General features: G+C 41.1%; 12 protein-coding genes and 1 pseudogene. 2 read left to right on the top strand and 11 right to left on the bottom strand.

The features are described 5' to 3' along the window. Positions 1-50 precede the first annotated feature (50 nt). Together ppx and A4245_RS04915 are read left to right on the top strand one after the other, a co-directional pair. Entirely contained in the window at positions 51-1,595 is a 1,545-nt protein-coding gene (gene ppx, locus A4245_RS04920; protein ID WP_067726222.1) for an exopolyphosphatase, read from the top strand. A 69-nt stretch (positions 1,596-1,664) separates the two neighbouring features. After that, positions 1,665-3,779: an RNA degradosome polyphosphate kinase gene (locus A4245_RS04915; protein WP_067726220.1), complete on the top strand. Its 2,115-nt coding sequence runs from the start codon at positions 1,665-1,667 to the stop codon at positions 3,777-3,779. A gap of 216 nt (positions 3,780-3,995) precedes the next feature. Here the strand turns inward: A4245_RS04915 and A4245_RS04910 are convergent, their stop codons facing one another. The 11 genes and pseudogenes from A4245_RS04910 to A4245_RS04860 all read right to left on the bottom strand — a co-directional run bounded on the left by A4245_RS04910 (position 3,996) and on the right by A4245_RS04860 (position 19,912). Then, positions 3,996-4,298 (bottom strand): iron-sulfur cluster assembly accessory protein, encoded by a 303-nt coding sequence (locus A4245_RS04910; RefSeq protein ID WP_067726217.1) that lies wholly within the window; start codon positions 4,296-4,298, stop codon positions 3,996-3,998. Between the two features lie 365 nt (positions 4,299-4,663). Further along, entirely contained in the window at positions 4,664-6,436 is a 1,773-nt protein-coding gene (gene xsc / locus A4245_RS04905; RefSeq protein ID WP_067726215.1) for a sulfoacetaldehyde acetyltransferase, read from the bottom strand. A 138-nt stretch (positions 6,437-6,574) separates the two neighbouring features. After that, positions 6,575-7,765, bottom strand: a complete 1,191-nt coding sequence (locus tag A4245_RS04900; protein ID WP_067726213.1) for an iron-containing alcohol dehydrogenase — start codon at positions 7,763-7,765, stop codon at positions 6,575-6,577. Between the two features lie 527 nt (positions 7,766-8,292). Continuing rightward, on the bottom strand, positions 8,293-10,203 hold the full coding sequence (locus A4245_RS04895; RefSeq protein WP_084268674.1) for a TRAP transporter large permease: 1,911 nt from the start codon (positions 10,201-10,203) through the stop codon (positions 8,293-8,295). Positions 10,204-10,245: 42 nt separating this feature from the next. Continuing rightward, the gene (locus A4245_RS04890; RefSeq protein ID WP_157087657.1) at positions 10,246-11,301 is read right to left on the bottom strand and encodes a TRAP transporter substrate-binding protein; all 1,056 of its coding nucleotides are present in this window, start codon (positions 11,299-11,301) and stop codon (positions 10,246-10,248) included. Between the two features lie 348 nt (positions 11,302-11,649). Beyond that, entirely contained in the window at positions 11,650-12,093 is a 444-nt protein-coding gene (locus A4245_RS04885; protein ID WP_067726209.1) for a hypothetical protein, read from the bottom strand. A gap of 191 nt (positions 12,094-12,284) precedes the next feature. After that, positions 12,285-14,576, bottom strand: a complete 2,292-nt coding sequence (locus A4245_RS04880; protein ID WP_084268673.1) for an outer membrane protein assembly factor BamB family protein — start codon at positions 14,574-14,576, stop codon at positions 12,285-12,287. Positions 14,577-14,760: 184 nt separating this feature from the next. Then, positions 14,761-15,891 carry a zinc-dependent alcohol dehydrogenase gene (locus tag A4245_RS04875; RefSeq protein WP_067726308.1) on the bottom strand — a complete coding sequence of 377 codons (1,131 nt, stop codon included), beginning with the start codon at positions 15,889-15,891 and terminating at the stop codon, positions 14,761-14,763. Positions 15,892-16,011: 120 nt separating this feature from the next. Then, positions 16,012-16,848 (bottom strand): aldo/keto reductase, encoded by an 837-nt coding sequence (locus A4245_RS04870; RefSeq protein WP_067726207.1) that lies wholly within the window; start codon positions 16,846-16,848, stop codon positions 16,012-16,014. 776 nt (positions 16,849-17,624) lie between these two features. After that, positions 17,625-18,563, bottom strand: coding sequence for an MBL fold metallo-hydrolase (locus tag A4245_RS04865; RefSeq protein WP_067726306.1), 939 nt, complete (start codon positions 18,561-18,563; stop codon positions 17,625-17,627). Between the two features lie 75 nt (positions 18,564-18,638). Next, positions 18,639-19,912: pseudogene (locus A4245_RS04860) on the bottom strand (AMP-binding protein). Positions 19,913-19,940: the final 28 nt, after the last annotated feature.

The following is a 19,940-nucleotide window of genomic DNA, read 5'->3' as shown; positions in this document are numbered from 1 at the left end:
ATTTAGCTGTGATATACTTTTATTAACTACAGAAAGAAACTGGTGATAAGATGATTAAAAGTTACTACTCCATAATAGACATAGGTTCGAATACAATGCGACTGGTCGTATATTCGCAGCAGAAGTCAGGACGTCTGCATGAAGTAGAAAATGTAAAAGCTGTAGCCCGACTGCGTAACTACCTCGATGAAGATGGCTATCTAAGTGAAGAAGGTATCAAGAAACTCATTACGACGTTAAAAAGCTTTAAAAATGTAAGCGAAACATATAAGCTGACTAAGTTTGCCTGTATAGCGACCGCAACAATCCGTCAGGCAAGGAATAAAGAAGAAATCAAAGAAGTTGTCAAGAAAGAAATTGGTTGGGATATGCGCATTCTTTCGGAAAAGGAAGAAGCTTTTTACGGTTATCTTTCTGTTGTAAATTCCACTTCCATCACAGAAGGAATAACCATAGATATTGGTGGTGGCAGTACGGAAGTGACCTATTTCAAGGATCGTATTCTAAAGCATTATCACAGTTTTCCATTTGGTGCTCTGACATTGAAAGAATTCTTTACGAATACCAAATCAACCGAGAAAGCGATGACAAAGTTACGAGGTTATCTCCAGGAACAATTTCAAACACTGGACTGGCTGCAAAATAAGGCTGTTCCTTTGATCGGTATCGGCGGAAGTGCCCGTAACCTTGCTCAAATCGATCAGAATATGAAAGCATATCCACTTGCAGGGCTCCATCAATACCAGATGAATGGCAGTGATATAGCACATATTATTGCCTCTCTTTCTAGCCTTAGTAAGGAAGATTTGGAAAAAGTTGAAGGTCTTTCAAAAGACCGCGCTGACACAATATTACCTGCTTCCTGTGTTTTCCTTAATCTGTACGAGGCTGTAGACGCTGATAGTTTTATCCTAAGCAGGAAAGGGCTGCGCGATGGTGTATTTTATGAATATTTATCTCAGAATACCGAAACAAACCTATACCCGAACGTGCTTGAGGATAGCATTGTCGAGCTCATCTATGAATACGATATTGATGTCAAACACATTCATCAAATCCAGTTTATCACCGAAAAGCTTTTTAAGGGACTGCAAGCCAAAGGAATCGGTTCACTGACGAAAGAAGATTGGATTCTTCTTGAGCGAGCCTGCTATGTTTATAACCTGGGAGAATACATCGACTCAGAATCCAGTCCACAGCATACATTTTACTTACTTGCAAACCGCACCATTGATGGGCTGATGCATCTTGAACGTCTGAAAATGGCATTAATTGCATCCTATAAAAACAAAACGGTTTTCAAGCAGTTTATCGGGCCATACAAGCACTGGTTTCTGAAGAAGGAAAGAAAAAAGTTGGATATGCTAGGATCCCTGCTCAAATTCACTTACTGTCTGGACGCCACCAACAGAAAAGTAATCGATGATTTTGAATTGGAGATTGGAAATGAAACGATTACACTGACACTGCATTGCAATAAAGATTACAAGCCAGAACAATATCAGGCAGAAAAACAGAAAAAGCATTTGGAGAAAAACCTCGGAAAAACGATTGAATTGATTTTCTTGTATAGTGAATCTGTACGTGAAAGTTGATTTACTATCCTTTATTGAAAAAATTTTACTAAAACTTAGCATTTAATCAGTGGTTATTACGATATAATTATGGTAGAGAGAAGGGTGGTTAAATTGACAACAACTGATAAAACAATCGATTTGGACAATCCAAGTTATTATAATAACAGGGAACTCAGCTGGCTGGCTTTCAACAAAAGAGTTCTGGATGAGGCCTTTGACAAACGAAATCCCCTTTTGGAAAAGTTTAAGTTTGTAGCCATCTTTTCTTCAAATCTTGATGAGTTTTTCATGGTTCGTGTTGCGGGACTTAAAGACCAGGTAAAGGCAGGGTTCAACAAGCCTGAAAATAAGGCCGGACTGACACCAAAGCAGCAGCTCGAAAAAATTTCAGAAGAGAACCATACCCTTGTAAGAAAGCAATATTCCATTTATCGCTCTCTGCTAACCGAACTGAGAGACGAAAACATTTCGATGATTGCCGCTGAAGATATGACCGATGACCAGGAACGGAAGCTTGAAGCTTATTTTGATGAACATATTTTCCCTGTTTTAACACCGATGGCAATCGATGCCTATCATCCATTTCCAATGCTTTCAAACAAGTCGATCAACATGGCCGTAGTATTGGAGGACATGTATGATAAGGAAGTGCTCTCAACAAAAACTGCAATTGTACAGGTGCCGGCATTATTGGATCGGTTTATCAATGTACCTGGTACAAGGCAATATATTTTGCTGGAGGATATTATTTCACACTTTATCCATAAGTTGTTTAAAGGGTATCAGGTCAAGACAATTACCGAATTTCGTATTACTCGAAATGCGGATATGACCATTCACGAAGAAGGCGCCCGTGACCTGCTGAGAGAAATTGAAAAGGAACTCAAAAAACGGAAATGGGGAGCCGCTGTCCGTCTCGAGGTCCGTGCAAATAAATACGATGAAACGATTGCAAGCTTTCTACTGCAGGTGCTGGAAATACATAAAAAAGATATGTATCTAGTGGATGGACCACTTGATTTGACCTATCTTTTTGACTTTTATAAGGAAGTCAAAATGGAGAATGAACATTTGGTATATGAGACACTGATGCCACAGCCCCCTCAAGATATCGGACATGAAGAAACAGTATTTGAAGCAGCGGAGAAAAGGGATATTTTTCTGCATCATCCATATGAATCATTCGTTCCTGTCATCGACCTTGTTGAAGATGCTGCAGAAGACCCGGATGTCCTGGCAATTAAACAGACACTCTACCGTGTCAGCGGAAACTCCCCTATTATAAAGGGATTGAAGCAGGCTGCAGAAAATGGCAAACAGGTTACCGTACTCGTTGAACTGAAAGCAAGATTTGATGAAGAGCAGAATGTTCACTGGGCCAGAGAACTGGAAAAGGCTGGATGTCACGTCATCTATGGCATGACCTTTCTTAAAACACACAGCAAAATAACGTTAATCGTAAGAAAACGCAAAGAAAAAATAGAACGATTCGTCCACTTGGGAACCGGAAATTATAATGATTCCACAGCAAATTCCTATACCGATATGGGAATCATTACAACAAAGCGGAAATTTGGGATCGATGCGACACATTTTTTTAACTACTTAAGCGGTTTTACCGAAAAACCCAATTTCAATCATATATCGATGGCTCCTTTTGATATACAGAATGACTTTATCCGCTATATTGATGAGGAAATCAGCTTTCATAAAAAGAGAGCGAATGGAATAATTATTGCCAAAATGAATTCTCTGACAGACAAAGACCTGATACGGAAATTTTATGAGGCATCACAGGCCGGCGTTAAGATTGATCTGATCGTACGGGGAATCTGCTGCCTTAAGCCGGGGATAGACGGGGTCAGTGAAAACATCCGTGTGCGAAGTATTGTAGGGCGTTTTCTCGAACACAGCAGAATATTTTATTTCCATAGTAACGGAGATGAACGAATATTCCTTTCGTCAGCAGATATGATGACAAGGAATATGCAGAAGCGTGTCGAGCTTCTTTTCCCGATTTATGATATGTCCGTTAAAAAGCGAATAAAAGAAGTCCTGACCATCTCGCTGAAGGATAACGTAAAAGCAAGAGAACAGCTATCCGACGGAACCTACCATTATGTGCGTGACGGTGAAAAAGAAGTCGATAGTCAGATGGCTTTATTTGAGAGAGCTTATCGTGTATTGGATGATGAGGAATAGTTGGTGATTTGGACAGGGCGCGGTTTACGGGCCGTCGGGTTCCACATAGCCTAAATCGCCATGGTAAGAGAAATTTGTATACGCACTTTCCTACCTGCTTAGAAGACTTGGCATGCGCCAAGCATTTTCGGCGTATGCCAAGTTGTACTTATGCAAGTAAGGAAGTTTATACTTTCTTACTTACCAAAAAAGAAATCGGCATATGCGCCGATTTTTTTAATGGTGATGTCCTGAACCTTTGGATGGATTTGTAATTACAAAACCTTCATTTTCAACGAAGAAATATTGAATCCATATTCCATCAAGAAACTCCTCACGGGTATCAAGCAGAATATCCACACCTTTGTCTGTTTTTACTATCTCATCATGCTCTGTCGGAGTATCAAAGGAAATTCCATAATGCGCATGATCTCCGTGCATATGAGAAATATACACTCGTACCATTTTTCCCTCTGCTTCCTCGGTAGTCAGCATATCTTTTAATACTTTAGCGGCATTGCGATTAATTTTGCATTTCATTTAAATGTCTCCAATCATGTGGTATTTTTATATTATCCCATGAAATTGGCGAAATTCCAAAAATATGCTCTTGAGCATAAACGCAATAATCATCTGGTTAGCGACGTTATGTACATCTTTCGGCCGACTGTGGTAAAGGAATCCGGAAGTCTGCAGGTCGGATTCAGTTTGGTGTTTCAACCGGACACCGGGCATTTAACCGAACACCCATTTTATTTGCCGAAGTTGACTTAACGCATAAAGGAGAGGAAGGTCGAGCAGTCGTTTAAAGCTGCAGCTGGGTGATTGAATTACATACATTTAAAATACCCTCTTTATTCAGAAAAACTCCCGGACATGTTTCCTCGTCCGGGAGTTTTCTGTTTCTACTTTTTCCAAGAATTATGATCCAAGTGTTTATATTTATCCATGAAACGTGTTGGCATCTGTAGCGCATCTCTACGGAAAGGTGGTGCGAGCTGTGTGCCATCTACATAGATATTCAGTACTGCTGGTTTGCGCAATTCCAACACTTCTTTTATAACAGCTGCAATCTCCTCGGGATTTTCAACGGTGTAGCCTTGTGCCCCCATAGATTTTGCAACTTCCGCAAAATCTGGAGCTTCAATGTCAGAACCTACAAATCGATTGTCGTAATAGTCCACCTGATTTTTCTTTTCTGCAGCCCATGATCTATTATTAAAGACACATGCAATGACAGGTATATTTTGTTCAACTGCAGTACTTACCTCATGTAAGCTCATTCCCCATGCCCCGTCACCAATGATTGCTGCTACCGGGGTATTCGGTTCTGCCAGCTGTGCTCCTAGAGCGGCTGGATAAGCGAATCCAGTATTACCAAAAGTTAATGCTGCAATATGTCTTCTGGATTGGTTAAACTTTAAATAGGCATTGGCTGTGGAAGAAACATTCCCTATATCTGTAGAGATAATCGTATTTTCAGGTAACGCCTTTGTTAATTCCAACAATGCTCGACGTGGATTGATTGGATTCCCATCTACCATAGCAAGATTAACCAACTCTTGCTCCCAATCACTCTTTAATTTGCTGACCTCTTCAATTAAAATCTGATTTTTTTTACGGTTCGGCATTTCTGAGTGTAATTGTTTAATAATTTCATCGCTTGTCAATTTCGCATCACCAATTATACCTACCGCTACCGGATGCGTACGTGCAATATTACGGGGATTAATATCGATTTGAATAATTTTAGCATTCTTTGGAAAATAATCTATATCGTAGCATGGTAATGTACCGAAAACGGATAAACGTGTTCCGATAGCTAAAACGACATCCGCCTTTTGTAAAGAGTGCATCGCTGCTTTCGATCCCATATATCCAATTGGTCCCACTGAAAGCGGATGGTCAGCTGGGAAGGCATCATTATGCATATAGGATACAGCAACAGGAGCAGTTAAATGTTCCGCTATTTCCCTGACAGCCTCTACACCATCACTATCGACAACACCGCGTCCTGAAATAATTACAGGATTATTTGCGTCTTCAAGTAGTGTAACTGCTTGCTGGATTGATGCAGGATCGCCACTTCCCCTAGAGTCAACTCGATATTGATAAGGCTTTAAAATATGGTCTTCTAGTTCTCCGTAAAACAAATCCCGTGGTATATCATAAAGAACAGCCCCTCTTTCTGCATAGGCAATTCGGAATGCCGTTCTCAAACATTCAGCTACGCGGCTTTTATGAGTAACGCGTACCGTTTCTTTGGTAATATCCTGAAAAATTGAGACTTGGTTTGCCTCCTGGAATCCATCCCAGCCAATTGTTGGAGTTCCAGCAGAAGGGGAAATAACAACAATTGGTGTATGTGCCTGATTCGCTGCTGCTACGGAAGTGACCATATTTGTTATCCCTGGCCCGTTCTGGCCGATAACCACTCCTGCTGTCCCTGACACCCGGGCGTATCCATCGGCCATGTGGGCAGCGCTTTGCTCATGTCTTACGGGAAGAAAACGTATGCCAGCCGTCGGAAATAAATCAAGCATGTCCATAAAAGCTGACCCTACTATCCCATAAACTTCCTTCACATTTTCTGCTACCAATGTTTCAACAATTGCTTCACTTGGAGTCATTTTCACCTTCTGATTAACCTGATTTTTTACCTCTGTGTACTGTGCCATTTATTAATTCCTCCTAAATAATATTTTTTGCAATGCTGTACGTTTTCTTTAATTACCAATCAATGTAGGTAACTAGTTTTCGAACTGACCACCTCCTAAAATATTAATCGTGACGTCCGTACCAGTTCAGATAACGATTTAAACTGCTTCTATCATGGCTGTCTCCATTAATTTCTTCAAAAGTGCATTGAAAATTTGTTCAATATCAGAACCTGTTGGCACTTTAGGATTTGTAGCGATACCATTTCCACTGAGAGCATCTTCTACCAGCAGTGGAATATTTTCTTTAAACTCCTGTAAATTTATATATCGTAAACCGTCTTTCCATATAGAAAATTTATCATTATAGTATTCTGTCAATTTCAAAGTTTTAGCTGCCAATAGTTTACGATCATCTAAATCTTCTTCACCTAAGCCTATAGCAATCCTTGCATATCTTTCTTCAGCAATCTCCAAACCGAATTCAACTACAAACGGCAATAGCAGTGCAACACTTAAACCATGTGGAATATGAAAGCGGGCACCCAATGGCCGGCCGGCGGCATGTGCTAGATTAGTAGAAGCATTCGAAAAGGCTATTCCTGCATAACAACTGGCTAGCAACATCTCTTCCCGCGCTTCTATATCCTGACCATTTCCATATGCTATTGGCAATGATTTCCCTATCTTCTGGATGGCATTTAGTGCATAGCTATCTGTCGTATTGCTGGATCGTTTTGAAATATATGCCTCCATAGCATGTGCAAGCGCATCTAATCCTGTATAGGCAGTAAAATGTTTTGGCAGACTTTTAGTCAAAACAGGGTCCAAAATTGCTGCGTCCGGTATTAAATCTTTATGGCCTGGATTCATCTTGACCTCTGTTTCCATGTTCTTGATCACCATTACCTTTGTTGCTTCAGATCCAGTCCCTGCTGTTGTCGGAACAGCCAATAATGGCAGCCTTTTCAATCTCTTTTGTTTTGGAATATCACCCCAGTCTAATTCTGAGTTCACTGCGAATAAAGAAACAGCTTTCGCAATATCAATTGCACTTCCTCCACCTATAGCCACGACACCATCTGCATTGGATGCATGCAATTGAACCAATGCTGCATCCAAATGGTCTGTCGTTGGCTCTCCCTTGTAATCAGAGAAGAAAGAAACCACTAACTCTTCTTTTAAAATGATATCTCTTATTTTCTGAGCGTATTGAAGATCAGGAGAGACAAGGAACGCATCAATAACAACAAAAAGGTTAGAAATACCGTTTTCCATTGCAACCTCTCCCAATTTTTCGAGACTGTCAGGACCTGCCTCTATTCGCCTTGGCAAATACGTTGATGACATACGTTAACCTCCTTATAAATGTTGAAGTTTTTAAAAAATTAACTACAGTAGATCACTCTTTCTTAGAAAACTTGGTTGACATTAAGCCTTTCGGTGACAGTCTTAGCACTTATGCAGGTTGACAAGTTATACAGCTTGAAATGCAACGCTTGTTTTATTGGTCCCAATATTTATTTTAGAAGGAATTTACAGAAGTTTCAAATCAATAGTGAAACATAAATTGAATCTATCCATTTGATCGGTAAACCAGCTCTAGAAGGGACGATAGTAGTCAATAACTTCTGTAAATTATAGCTATTAGTATTTCTAACAAAGTCGCTGGAAGAGTCAATACAGATATTAAAACCTTTTAACTCCCTGTCCTGACAAACCTTAAAAAAATAAGGCTGGAACAAAAGTGTTTTGGTTATTAAAAAAAATCCGAACCATGATTCAGAATTCGAATCAGTTCGGATTTTTCTTTGTTAAAGCTTCCTTATCTTGAAATCATTTATTTTTAATCATGACAGCCGAATTTCCCTTTAGTCTTAACGTGTCAATTCCACAAAAAACATACTGATTTCTGGAATATACGTTATTACTAACAGAATGATGATCATCGTGATTAACAGAGGAATAATGCCCTTAATGACTTCCTCTATTTTCATTTTCATAACCCCGGCCGATACGAAGAGGTTAACACCAACTGGCGGTGTTATCAGGCCAATAGCAAGGTTGATGATCATAATGATACCGAAATGGATCGGATCGACTCCAAGCTCCATCGCCATTGGCAAAAGAATCGGAGTTAAAATTACGATTGCTGCCAATGCTTCCAGCACGAGACCTACGAGTAACAGGAATACATTCAATAGCAGCAGGATAACAATTTTATTTTCACTGATGGACAACACGAAGTTAGCAACAGTCTCTGCTACTTGTTCCAGTGTAATCAAACGGCCGAAGATATTTGCCATAACAATCAAAAGGATGATAACAGCGGACGTTACACCAGCTGCAGAAAGACTCTTATATACACCTTTCAAGTCAAGATCCTTATAGACAAATACACCAATAACCAATCCGTAAGCTGCTGCAACTGCGGCAGCTTCAGTCGGAGTCATTATTCCACCGTAAATACCACCTAAAATAATTACAGGAACCATTAAGCCATATTTTGCATCCCACGCTGCTTGCAGTGTCCCTATCATGCTAAATGACTCTTTGTCACCTCTCCACCCATGTTTCTTCGAGATAATAAAGGTGACCACTACAAGTCCTAGTCCTGTCAGAATTCCAGGAACAATGCCTGCCATGAATAGTTCAGTAATCGACTGTTGCCCAACAACCCCGTAAATAACAAGGGGGTTACTTGGTGGAATAATTATTCCAATCGTACCCGCGGCTGCTACAACAGCTGCTGAAAATCCTGGATTATAACCCTGTTTGATCATTGCAGGTATAAGCAGTGTACCGATTGCTGCAACCGTTGCTGGACCAGATCCGCTGATTGCCGAGAAAAACATACTTGTAACTATGGCAACCAATGCAAGCCCACCAGGAAGAAACCCTAATAATTCATCCGATAGCTTCAATAATTTTTGGATAATACCACTATTTCCCATTATGATTCCGGCTGCAATAAAGAAAGGTACAGCCATGATTGGGAAATTATCGATGCTCGTAAATGCTGTTTGCGGGAAAAAGTCGACTGGAATTGCATCTGTAGCAAGTACAGTAGCCAGTGTACTAATCCCAAGCGCAAATGCGATCTGCATACCAAAAACAATAAATAAAATGAAGTAACCAAATAACAGTAATGTAATACTGCCATCCCTAAATAATACAGCTGGCAAAATAAACAATAGCGATATACCCGCAGTCAATAAGCCATCCTTTGCTGTCATTCCTTTAATATCTTCAATCAAAGTCTGAATCAGACGCAGGCCCATCAGAAGAAACCCAATTGGAATGGCGCTATACGCGGCAGCCATTGGTATCCCTAATGCAGGAGTGACCTGATTCGTTTCCATCTGAAAACTGATTAACTCATATCCATAAGTGACCATGATAAAACTGAAATAGAGCATAAACACACTATTCGCTGCATCGATCGCATTTCGGATATGCTCCGGAAAGCGGTCGACAATAATATTCACCCGGATACTTTCCCGTTTTTTAATTGCCAGACTTGCTCCGAGAAACGATACAAATATAAAAATGTATCGTGCAATTTCTTCCGTCCAGGTCGTAAGGTTTCCGACTTCAACGAATGTTAAAACGTACCGGTTGATAACCTGAAGATTAATTAAAAGGATAAAAATGGCAAATCCTGCAACTACTAATATTTCTTCAAATCGATGATCTAGAAATTTCCAAATACGTTTTTGCGCACTCCCATTATCTGTTGGAGGTTTATCATGGTTGGTGTTGCTACCTATAGTTGTATCCTGTGTCATTTTTTCATCCTCCTAATCATAAAATCGCTTGTCGGGAAATGGTTACTCAAAAATGTCTTCCTTTGTTTTACCTAACGTATCCAGGATAATGTCGACGTATTCCGGATCTGCAATTCCTTCAACTACAAACTGATCCCATACCGGTTCCACCACTTGTTTCCATTCTCGCATTTCCTCTTCGGTCGGCTCATATACTTCGATGCCATAATCTATAAAATCCTGTTTCGCTTTTTCATCATTTTCATTTGCAATCACACGCTGCCATTCTGTTGCTTCCGCTCCAGCTTCCATGATGATCTGCTGGTGTTCCTCAGACAGATCATTAAAAAATTCCAAATTCATGACAACAATATCTGAACTATAGTTATAGTTTACTTCTGTCGCATAATCCAATACTTCCTGATGCTTCGAATCCCAAAGTAAGGAATAGCTGTTTCCTTCTCCCTCAACCGTTCCTTGCTGAAGAGCCGTGAAAACTTCCGACCATGCTACAGGTGTCGGGTTTGAACCATATTGAATAAAATCGGCCTGTTCGATTCTTGAATTGGTCGTTCTGATTTTTAACCCTTCCATATCTTCGGGAACCCTTATAGGCCGTTCATTATTTACGATCTGCCTGTAACCATAATCCGGGAAAAATATAACTTTAAATCCATTATTCTCCATTTGCTCACGTACGATGTCGCCAGGCTTTCCATCAATAGCCGTATATACTTCTTCCTTCGTTTCAAAAATGTAAGGAAGATCCCAGGCGGTAAAATAATTCGTAAAACTGGTCATGTTCGGTGTCGATGAACTGGCAAGCTCAATGCTTCCCATTTGGGCACTTTCTATTACCTCACGATCATTACCAATCAGTCCATCATGAAATGTTTCAATAACGATTTCACCATTTGATTTTTCCTCAACTAATTCCGCAAACTTATCTATACCCAACGACACTGCATGAGATGCTGCTTTAACCTGGCCAAGACGTAAATGAATTGTATCGGAATCATCGGCGTCAACTCCTTTGTTTAATGCCGAATTTCCCAGTAACACAAGACTTATAAAAATTAATCCAATAATAATTGGTGTTATACTCTTTTTTAGGGTCATATTAGCCCTCCTCATCTGATTTTAAAACGCCAAATACAGCGATATTTAATTGAAAATTCTGATTTTGATAAACCCAGGGATAGTTGAAATGGTGGGAAAACCTATTCTTTTTTCAAGGGAATTTAAATGATACGCCAAAGGTATCATGTGGAATACATACGGAATTACATATAAAGCAGTTTAAAAATATGGTAAAAATATACTAGGTGTACATAATAAAACAGAAAAAGACTAGTGTCAATTAGTTTCGTTTACTGGAAATAATTTGTAAATATTAAGACTTTTAGGGAATAGACTTGAGAATATTACCGATATTGTTAGCCTAACCCTTTTTGCGATAAAAAAACATTATTTTAGAACTTCCTCAAGATATACATCCGCATTCATCTTCTTACCGTCTACAATAGAATACTTGCTTTCCCCTTTTTGCACAATCCATGTCATGATTGTCTCGTCATCTGTTTGTACAGCGACAAAGTTCCATTCTCCTGCATATTCATCATCAAGCAGTTTCACAATTTCCGGATTTAAATGACCTCGATGCTCTTTCATGTTCATCAGCTTCGTCCCCTGTCTGTTTCGTACATCCTCGGCCATCTCAATCGACAACTCGTCCAATGGATGCTCAGCAAGATATTCTTCCGAAAAAAAGGTCTCGAGCAGTGCATCATTTTCCATCAAAGCTGCTTCATAGGCTCTTTCAACCACTGTAACAACGGAGGGGTTCAAACAGCCGCTCAAAAACAGGACAGGGAGTAAAACTAGAATGGTAATGGTAATGAATCGCTTCATGATTATATATTCTCCTCGTAATCTGGCAAAATGAATTCCAATCTAGATTGTAAGCTATATCATCTTAAATTAAAACCCTGAACATGCATACTTTGTTTTAGAAAACTTGGCATGCGCCATGCCTTTGGGAAAATGCCTTACTTGCAAAAAAAAATTGATGCAGGATAATAGCCTCCTGCATCAATATTATTCTAGTCACCCAGATTTGCGACTATCTCACTAATATAAGCGGCAACGTCATCAATTTCCTGGTCTGTGAGTGTACCTTCAAAAGATGGCATCGATTCTCCGCCCTCTTTTATTCTCGCCATGACTGCTTGCTTGTCTGGAGCTATATTACTCGCCTGAAGATTTGGACCGTTATGTCCATTTACTCCTTCAGTTCCATGACATGCAAGACAGTTACTTTCATAGATTTCAAGGCCACTTGCAGTCTGCCCTTCCAGCGATGCAGCACCCTCAGCTGATTCATCCTCTTCTTCATCTGTTGTTTCTTCAGCGCCGCTTTTGATTACATCATCCACCGTCTCAATGGTTCCTTCCAAAGAAAACGTCCATACAGAATCTCCATGCTTGCTTCCTGCCAGAGAATTACCTGCCGCAAAGACGGTTATATACTGCTTTCCGTCTATTTCATAGGATATCGGAGGAGCATTTACTCCTGCATCTGTCATAAATTCCCAAAGCTGCTCCCCAGTCGTTGCATCATATGCGATAAACCTGCCATCATTGTGTCCTACAAACAAGAGATTTCCTTTCGTCGTCATTGTGCCACTATATGCCATCGCGTCCCATTCCTGCTGCCAGGCGATCGTATTCGTCTTTACATCCATCGCTGTTACTGTTCCCCTTACAGGTGCATCGGTTACTGGAGCCATGATACTTCCAATCCAAGTATGTCCTTCTTCAATGGCATCCGGATCAAACTCTTCATCACTCCTTGTATATGCCATATAAGAGTCAGTTCCCAGCACATAGAAATATTCAGTTTCAGGATTGTAGGACGATGCTGGCCAGTTCGCCCCGCCAAATGGTGATGGTTTTAATGTAATCGGCTCTTCCCAGAATGGTGTAAATATCCCTCCATATTCTCCTGCAAATTCATCCGATAGATCACGTTCGATATCTTCCGGTGTAATAGTCTGCGGAACAAATGCGTCTCCTTTAGGAATCGGCTGGGTCGGCGACGTTTTTTGCCGCTCATCCTGCGGTACAGGTGTTTCTTCAATACCAATCAATGGTTCTCCATTTGTCCGGTCAAGGAAGTAGATCCATCCGGTTTTTCCTGCCTGGCCGAGTCCTTTACGCATTTCACCATCTATTTCGACATCAAAGAGAATAATCGGGTTAGGTGAATCCAAATCCCATATGTCATGATGAACCTGCTGAAAATGCCATTTATACTCTCCGGTTTCCACATCCAAAGCTACAATCGAGTCAGCAAACAAGTTATCCCCTTCCCGGTTGCTTCCATCCAAATCCGGTGCAGTATTTCCCGTTGAAAAATACATCAGTCCGAGCTCCGGATCAACTGCAGGCGTCTGCCATACAGGGGCCCCGCCAGACAGCCACGCTTTGTTATCCTGTGGCCATGTCTCATGCCCTAACTCACCAGGTCCAGGAACGGTATAGAAACGCCATAATTCACGGCCGATTTCTGCATCAAAAGCAGTGATTCTGCCCCTGATCCCATATTCACCGCCGGAAACACCAGTATATACTTTTCCGTCATAGTAAAGTGGCGCATTTGTTATTGTGTACCCCTTTCTCCAATCATCAACAACCGTCTCCCACACTACTTCCCCAGTCGTTTGATCGAGGGCGACAAGCCTTGCATCAAGCAGACCAACAAATACCAATCCCTCTCCAAGCGCTACTCCTCTACTAGTCCACCCACAGCATACGGTGGTTAACTTGTCAGTAATATGCGGACGGTATTCCCAAATCGTTTCTCCGGTGACAGCATCCAGTGCCAGCACATCATTTGCCCCAGTGATTACATACATAACCCCGTCGTATACTACTGGAGAAGCCTCGCCCGAATACTTAAAATCAATACCGGAACCTAAATTGGCAACCCATTCCCCTTTTAGATCCCCAATATTGGAGGTATTGACTTGATCTAATGGCGAATAACGCTGGTTAGACAAGTTCCCACCATTCGTCAGCCAGTTATCTTTTGGATGCGCTTTCAATTCTTCTGCCGTAAAAGCAGGCGCGACAGCATAATCATAAGGTTTATGCTGTTTAACAAATGCATCTGTTTCAACGTCAGCAGTCTCTTCCTCGGAGTCTACTTCCTCCGCTCCTTCTGCTTCCTCTGACTCTTCTGATTCTTCTATCTCTGCATTTTCTTCCGTTTCAATATCTGGCTCCGTTAAAACAGACTCTTCATTATCCCTCGCTAATTCCCAAGCTATAGTAAAAACAATAATTAAGAAAGAAAATACTGCAACCGCCCAGACTAATTTATGCCCATTCAAAAAAATCCCCCCTGTTTTTTATAATAGGCTCCCCCCTTGTCGAAATAGTTCTCTCATTAATGAGCCTGTTAATAGTGTATGCTCGTTTTTGGTTCAGTATGGTATAGCTTTTTAAATTTTATAGATTTTCTTTCAAAAAAATGACGCCCCTGGAAAAGGAGCGCCATTCTTCTATGAAGATGATCTATGGTTTCAAAACTACTTTTATGCAATTGTCTTCCTGTGCATTAAAAATATCATAGGCATGTGCCGCATTGCTCAGGCTTTCTCTGTGTGTGATGATATCAGTAGGATTGAATACACCTTCTTCAACCATGTTATACAGTTCTGGCATATAATGAATGACTGGTGCCTGACCTGATTTCACTGTAACGTTTCGTGAAAAGATCGACTGCAGTGGATATGCTGTGGCCGGTGAGCCATATACACCAGTCAATTGGATTGTACCAAATTTTTTGACCGAATGGGCTGCAGTGATGATTGGATCAATGGAACCAACCTGACCGGTCAGCGTTTTGAGATGCTCCTTCACGGTTACATCTCCATCCATTCCTACACAGTCAATCACAACTTCTGCTCCACCTTTTGTAATTTCATGAAGATGCTTTCCGATATCCTTAAATTCTTTAAAATTATACGTTTCCACTTTATTCGTTTTCTCCGCATGTGACAGGCGGTGTTCATTATGATCAACCGCGATGACACGGTTTGCTCCTTTAAGCCATGCAAATTTCTGTGTCATTAGACCAATTGGACCTGAACCAAGGATGATGACAGTATCTCCTTTTTTTACCCCGCTGTTCTCCACGCTCCAATATGCAGTCGGCACTACATCTGAAAGGAAAAGCAGATTTTCATCGTCAAGTTCACTGCTTTCCGGAACGACAAAGGAAGTGAAGTCAGCATATGGTACCCGTAAGTATTCTGCTTGTCCGCCAGGGTAATTTCCAAACATTTCCGAGTATCCGAAGTATGCTCCCGTGTCTTGATGCGGATTGGCATTGTCACATTGACTTTCCATCTGGTTTTGACAGAAGTGGCATTCCCCGCAGCTTACATTAAAAGGGATGACAACCCGATCCCCTTTTTTTACTGTTTTTACCCCGGGCCCGACTTCTTCAACAATTCCCATTGGCTCATGACCAATTACATAATCTTTGCTGAGTGGTATCGTGCTTCTATATAAATGCAAATCAGAACCACATATAGCAGTCGTAGTTATCCTAACGATCATATCTGTATCTTTTTCGATCTTTGGTGCCTTTACGTCTTTCACTTCCACTTTGTTTTTTCCTTGGTTTGTTACAGCTAGCATGATGTTCACATCCCTTAACATATTTTTACTTTTCTTTGCCCTTTGTTTCGAAAAATAAAACATGTACATCGTTTTCTGGGATGCTCACTGCTGCAAAATAGAGTGAAAACATTCAATTGATTAATCCTGCAAGTCATAGCTGTCCGGATTGGTCCCTGTGCGGTCATTGATATTGAGCGAATTAATTTCTTCCATCTCCACATCTTTCAGGATGAAATCAAAGATATCGGCATTTTCAATAATGCGTTTATCTGTAACTGACTTTGGAATCGTTACGACATTGTTCTGAATATCCCAGCGCAGGATAACCTGTGCAATAGATTTACCGTGTTTTTCAGCAATCCTCCTTAAAGTAGGCTCATCCAATAACTTGCCTCGCTTTAATGGTGACCATGCTTCCAGTTGAATATTTTCCATCTCACAAAACTCCCGTAACTCGGGCTGCGATAAATGTGGATGGTATTCTACCTGATCGATGGCCGGTTTAATCTTGCTGTCCTGCATCAGATCCTGCAAATGATGCAGATGGAAATTACTGACACCAATCGCACGAACCTTGCCATCCGCATAAAGCTCTTCCATCGCCCGCCATGTTTCTTTATATTTACCTTTAACCGGCCAATGAATCAAATACAGGTCAAGATAATCTGTACCCAGTTTCTCCAAACTCCGGTCAAAAGCTTTCAGCGTGCTCTCGTATCCCTGTTCCTCATTCCATACTTTTGACGTTATAAAAATCTCTTCGCGAGAGATGCCTGTTTCCCTTATTCCTTGCCCAACGCCTTCTTCATTATCATAAAAGGAAGCTGTATCAACACTTCTGTACCCATGCTCAATTGCTGTTTTAACTGCATTTATAACCGTTTGGCCGTTTTCAACCTTGTAAACACCAAGACCGAATCCAGGCATTTTGATTCCGTTGTTCAGTGTGACTGTATCTTGCAGGTGTGTGATCATTTGAGATTCCTCCAAGTTATTTTTCTTCTATCATATACCTTTGAGTTCTGTGTTTAAAGGAATGTCCGAGTTTGAAAGGCGGGTTCTATTAAAAATTTTCAATCGGCTTGAAAAAAGAGCCTTGAGTAGCTCAGGGCTCTTTTAGATAACTTTATTGTTTTTTTATCCTAGTTGATATAAAATGCGACGTAAGCTAAGACAAGTGGCTTCGACGACCGCTCGGGGAAATACACTGCGCTTTCCACGGGCGGCTGGTGAGCCCCTTCATGCTAACGCATTTCAGTGTCTCACCTATGCCTTTCCTCCCGTTGGAGTCTCCGTGTATTTCCCCGAGCTGGTTAAGTTTGCTGTTAATAAACTGCATACTAAATAACAAAATCTAATTATACGAATTTACCAGTACGGGTGAGCGGCGGATAGTCGACTCCTCGAAAATATAAACCAATTCTCTTACGAAGGTGCAGACGCTGACGAAGCGTTCCTTGTCCTGCAGAAAAGCACGTCTCCGAAGACCAGAAGAGTGGTTTTCTCTTCGGGGCTGAGGCCGTGCCCTAAGGTGCGCGACTGCCCAGAGCGAGCCCGGACGGCGGGAGAAGCATATATCTCCGGGAATAAGACTAAGTTACTTCGGAGTTTACAGAAAATGAGACGCTCATAGGGCAACAAAATTACGAAAACCAGCCTTATTTTTTCAATCTAGCAAAGTGTTTATTAGTAGCTTTCTAAGTTTCAACCAGCTAAACGTTTGAACTTATTTTATTGGTAAGAAAGTTAAATCAGGTAAAATATCGATATTTCCCGTCCACCAGTTCGCGTTTACATTGACCTTCCAAGCGCAAGTATTCCAAATGGGCAAGGGTTTCTCCGATGGCAAATCGCATTTCATGTATCGTCAGGATTTTGTTGAACAGCTTTTCCGAAGCTTCATGGACAGTGCGGCCGCCTTTGATTCCTTCAAGCAGTGCTTCCAGGCGTTCCTTGTGATGTGCTTTTATCTCTTCAATCCGCTTGTTTGCGCCATAAAAAGGCTTTCCATGAGATGGTACGACGAGTTCGGCATCCAGCTTTTTTATTTTGTCCAAGGAGTTCAGATAGTTTTTCAATGGATTCGGTTCACCGTGAAACCAATAGGAAATATTCGGTGTTATTTTCGGAAGAATATGGTCGGTAGAAAGCAGTATATCTTTTTCCTTGTTATAGAACGTTACCAATCCATCTGAATGACCCGGAGTATGGATGATCTCGTACTCGTACTTGCCAATTGGAATGAAATCACCTTCCTCCAAATAATGATTCACCTTTGGATATGGTGTAACCAATGGCACGAACTCCCTTGTATTGGAAATCATTTTAGTTGCTTTATCTTCTGGAATACCCGCCAGTTGATAGTTATCTGTCAGTTCATTTAAAAATTTGTTTTGCCAAGCGTCAAGCCCTGCTTCAGCATCGATTTTTGTCATCCAAACGTTAGCACCGGTTTTTTCCTGCAACGCACCTGCATATCCAAAATGATCCGGATGGTAGTGGGTAATCAGAATATCAGTTACCTTTTTTCCATCGAGTTCTTTTTCCCATCTTCTGATTGTAGGCTCATTATGAAGACCAGCATCAATAACCTGTACTCCATCTTCCCCTTCTGCAATGAAACAGTTAACGTGATTCAGTCGGAAGGGGAGATCGAGCGTAACTACTTTAAGTCCGTATTCATCCAGCAAGATAAATTCACATCCAATTCTTTTTTTGAAAAAGGCATGCTGATTGGTTCTTATAAGCCGCAGCATATCTTTTGTCTAATTAACCTTTTTTGAGCCTTCCCAGAACATTTCACGCAAACGGTATTTTTGCAGCTTACCTGTAGCTGTTTTCGGAAGTTCTTCCACAAATGTTACCGCCTTTGGTGCTTTAAAATGGGCCATATTGTCACGACAGTATCGAATAACTTCCTCTTCGGTAAGCTGCGCATCAGCATGGAGGACAATGATAGCAAGCGGAACCTCTCCCCATTTTTCATCGGGGATAGCAATGACTGCAACCTCTAAAACAGCAGGATGTTTGTACAGGACCCCCTCTACTTCTGTAGAAGAAATATTTTCCCCGCCTGAAATGATCAAATCTTTTGCGCGGTCGCGTATTTCGATAAACCCGTCCGGATGTGTCACTGCAAGATCCCCAGTGTAGAACCACCCATCCCTGATTGCGGCATTCGTTTTATCAGGATCTTTATAATATCCCTTCATGACAACATTCCCGCGGGTTATGATTTCCCCCAGTTCCTCACCATTCCAGCGTACCTCTTCCCCGTCCTGGTGGATGACCTTTGTCTCTCCATTAAAGGCAAGTTCTATTCCTTGTCTTGCCTTGATTGTTGCCTGTTCCTCGGCAGATTGGGAGTCAAATTCTTTCTTCCATTCATTATATAAAATAAAAGGTGAAGTTTCCGTCAGCCCGTAAACATGAATCATATTCAGCCCAAGAATATCCTGTGCTTTTCCGATAAGTGCTGCCGCTGGTGGTGAACCGGCGGATTGGATGTCGTACCACTCGTATAGTTAAGTGTCAAAAGGTCGTTCTCATCAAATTCAACCTCAGGAAGCTTATAATCTTCAGGAACCTTTTCGAGAAAATTTTCGTATTCTATACCGGTTAACGAGGTTTCCTGACCATCTACATGAACTACAATGATTTCATCGAGTGATAGGTTATTTTGAATTTCTTCGATTGGTTTCGTGAATTCCTCATCTACAATCAACATTTTTGCATCACTGTGATTGATAATATATTCCAGGTCTTTTGCAGTCAGTCGGTAATTCAACGGTACCATGACTGCCCCCAGTTGACAGATTCCATAAAAGCATTCGAGCATGTAATGTGTATTCGGAAGCATGACTGCCACATGGTCGCCTTGCTCGATACCAGCTTCTAGTAATGCAGCGGATAGCCTGTCTGTACGATCACCAAATTCTTTGTACGTAAATTCCTTGTCTCCATCAATGACAGCCGTTTTTTCTGGATAATATTTGATTGCACGGCGTTTCCAATCTAAGGGGGTTAGTGGTGAAAACATGTTACCAGCTCCTTTTATTTTATAGAAG

Source organism: Oceanobacillus damuensis (genome assembly GCF_001618145.1).
Lineage (GTDB): Bacteria > Bacillota > Bacilli > Bacillales > Amphibacillaceae > Oceanobacillus > Oceanobacillus damuensis.
Note: the sequence above shows the minus strand (reverse complement) of the source record. Positions and strands in the feature narration are given on the sequence as shown.

Excerpts from the sequence above, each read along its gene's own strand:
- ppx (WP_067726222.1), top strand. The coding sequence starts at position 51 with ATGATTAAAAGTTACTACTCCATAATAGACATAGGTTCGAATACAATG.
- A4245_RS04915 (WP_067726220.1), top strand. The coding sequence starts at position 1,665 with ATGGTAGAGAGAAGGGTGGTTAAATTGACAACAACTGATAAAACAATC.
- A4245_RS04910 (WP_067726217.1), bottom strand. The coding sequence starts at position 4,298 with ATGAAATGCAAAATTAATCGCAATGCCGCTAAAGTATTAAAAGATATG.
- xsc (WP_067726215.1), bottom strand. The coding sequence starts at position 6,436 with ATGGCACAGTACACAGAGGTAAAAAATCAGGTTAATCAGAAGGTGAAA.
- A4245_RS04900 (WP_067726213.1), bottom strand. The coding sequence starts at position 7,765 with ATGTCATCAACGTATTTGCCAAGGCGAATAGAGGCAGGTCCTGACAGT.
- A4245_RS04895 (WP_084268674.1), bottom strand. The coding sequence starts at position 10,203 with ATGACACAGGATACAACTATAGGTAGCAACACCAACCATGATAAACCT.
- A4245_RS04890 (WP_157087657.1), bottom strand. The coding sequence starts at position 11,301 with ATGACCCTAAAAAAGAGTATAACACCAATTATTATTGGATTAATTTTT.
- A4245_RS04885 (WP_067726209.1), bottom strand. The coding sequence starts at position 12,093 with ATGAAGCGATTCATTACCATTACCATTCTAGTTTTACTCCCTGTCCTG.
- A4245_RS04875 (WP_067726308.1), bottom strand. The coding sequence starts at position 15,891 with ATGCTAGCTGTAACAAACCAAGGAAAAAACAAAGTGGAAGTGAAAGAC.
- A4245_RS04870 (WP_067726207.1), bottom strand. The coding sequence starts at position 16,848 with ATGATCACACACCTGCAAGATACAGTCACACTGAACAACGGAATCAAA.